We start from the raw sequence: 2448 nt of genomic DNA on the forward strand, positions 1-2448 counted from the left end.
TGAGAGCAAGCTTGCGTTTACGTTTACGCAGCTCGTCCAGACAGTGGTTGGCCGTTATCCGGTACAACCATGCAGAAAAATCGTAGTTTGTCTTATATTCTGGTAAATGGTAATACGTCTTGATGAAAATTTCCTGCACGATATCTTGTGCATCCGGTGTATGTCCCAGCATCTTGCGAAGAATGGAACTTACTTTTCCGTGGTATCTGGCAATGATCTCGGAGTAGGAGTCTTTGTTTCCTTGCAAGACCCGCCCGATGATCACTCGATCTTCCTCCATTTGTGCTCCCCCTAGGCAAAAAAGGCTCGCTGCGCAGCTTTTCCTTTTTTGATCAAACAAAAGTAATCTTGGTGAAATTTCCCATTACATTTAGTACTACGAATCCCAAAAGAAAAGCGTCCCAAAATCGGGGGGATTTTCCGGAAAATTAAATGTTTTCTTTGAAAAGAATGAATCTTAGAAATGTAGGTGGCACGTACGGTGTGACTTATGACAATACGCTCGAATTGATGTCGCGATTGCGTCGTTACGCAGTACCGGCTGCTTTGGAGATTTCCTCGCTGGATGCGGTTGTGCCGGGATTTGATTCGTACTTGATCCCGCTCGTACTGAAGGATGTAAAAGGAACCCAAAACTAAAAAAGACTACCACTCCCATGAGCTGTTACAGTTTCATTGGGAGTGGTGGTCTTATTTTTGCGTTAGTTCTTCAGTGGAAGTGCTACGCTCCAATCCATATCTTTTGCTCTGTTCACTTGTTCCTCGATCGTAAGCGTCATCTCTTTCGGGATGACGTCCATATCATCTACGAGTGTACCTTTCATGATAAAATTCCCTTTTTCATCTTTTGTTGTGGAGCCCTTGAAGTTGAAGTTGTATCTTTCCCCCTGTTCGTCAGTACCCTCCCAGGAGTCTAAGAAGACCACACCCGGTGCCAAAGTTGCCTCAAGCTGTAATGTACTACGCAGCATTTTATGTTTGGCAGACGTTATTGGATTTATTTTTGTTATCTCTTCTACTGCAAAGTTTGAAAAGGTGAGTGTATTTCCATTGTGCTTTATCGTTACAGGCTGGGTCTTCAGAGTCTCAATGGACAGCTTTTGCTTAAAATTCGAAGGAACCTGATCGTAAGTACCGCCAACTCTAAAGGTCAGATTATTCTCGGCTGGCAAGGAATGGTAGGTGATGAAGTGAATATTTTTGTCCTCATTTGCACGGACGAAATACTCCCTGCTTACATTTTTGAAAAATGGATTCGGGTCCTCGCCAAATTCACTCGATAGATCCAGTTTGCTCCAGGCCGCTAGGACAGCTCCCTTGTCGTCCACAATTTCATAGGTTAAGGGCTGGGAACTACTACCTTCACCCGTATTCTCGATCACGAATTCAGTCTGGCCAGGTGTCACCATCACTTGCTTCAGATCAATCACTTCGCCATTAGGAGCGGTGTATTGCTCGTTAATCGGGATAATTCTCGTTTCTTTTTTGGCTTTGGAAATATCAACAGGAATCGTCACGCTCCAATTTCCGTCAACTTTGTCCAGCTTCTTGATGCGAAGCTCGATGTTCAGTTTGTCAGGAATCTTGCTGACATCTGTAAAATATCGGCTAATCGGTCGGCTGACCATCAAGTACTCATGTTTTTCGCCGATGCTTTCCTTCTTGTTATAATTAAGATGGTACTTATCAATTGTCTCAAGAACGTTTCCATCTTCGTCTGTGATTTTGATTTCATAGGTTTCGTTCAGTTTATCTTCATCTCCCGCTGGCAAATTCGGGAACAACTTTTCAAGCTGCTTGCCATTCTTATCCTTGAAGCCGAAAATAATCCGGACATCTCTCGTATCTGCCATAACTTCTTTTACTTCCAGCGTCATTCCGTTGTCGACGGCTTTCAAATCAAGCTTCTTGTTATATCCTCTTTCAAGTCCGCGCTGGATGAGGGCGTCCTCGGACGCTTCTTCTGCAAACAAGCTGCTCTCTGTCTGCTGCGGCTCTGATTTTATGGTAGCGGCATACAAGTCATTTACATAAGTCGCAAAAGAGGGTGAAGTCAGTGTTCCAAAATAGACGACTGCTGCCATTCCTGCTACGGCGATGGTTGCTTTTTTCACGATATCCAGGCTCCTTTTCTTCCAATCAATTTTCTTTTGTATGCTTTGTTTCTCTGAGCGTTTCAGAACGTGTATGGGGTAAGGGGGCAGATTCGCCATAATGTCATGGATGACAGCATGGGATGGCTCATCTGTTGCTAGCGATTCTTCTGGATCTTCCAGCTCGTTCAGCTCATGCTTCAACTTCAACTGACAATGACGGCACTCTTCCAAATGGGCTGCAATGAACTCGGCTTCCTCTGGTTCAAGAAGATCGTATAGATACAAAGCAATTTGTCCTTTATCTAAACATTTCATAGATGAAAGTCCCCCCTTTGCCCTGCATGCCCGATCG

At 44.2% G+C, this 2448-nt stretch carries 2 protein-coding genes and 1 pseudogene; 1 reads left to right on the top strand and 2 read right to left on the bottom strand.

Annotated elements, in window-relative coordinates:
• A partial coding sequence (locus C7R94_RS29605) for an RNA polymerase sigma factor (protein ID WP_146142865.1) occupies positions 1 to 280 on the bottom strand: 280 nt, incomplete at its 3' end.
• Between the two features lie 185 nt (positions 281 to 465).
• Here C7R94_RS29605 and C7R94_RS29610 point away from each other — a divergent pair.
• Positions 466 to 612 (top strand): annotated as a pseudogene (locus tag C7R94_RS29610) (geranylgeranylglyceryl/heptaprenylglyceryl phosphate synthase); the annotation flags it as partial.
• Between the two features lie 89 nt (positions 613 to 701).
• On the opposite strand, the gene C7R94_RS29615 reads toward C7R94_RS29610, so the two are convergent.
• Entirely contained in the window at positions 702 to 2411 is a 1710-nt protein-coding gene (locus C7R94_RS29615; protein ID WP_106786041.1) for a DUF4179 domain-containing protein, read from the bottom strand.
• Positions 2412 to 2448: the final 37 nt, after the last annotated feature.

It is taken from the genome of Brevibacillus sp. NRRL NRS-603, from assembly GCF_003013445.1.
Classification (GTDB): Bacteria; Bacillota; Bacilli; order Brevibacillales; family Brevibacillaceae; genus Brevibacillus; species Brevibacillus formosus.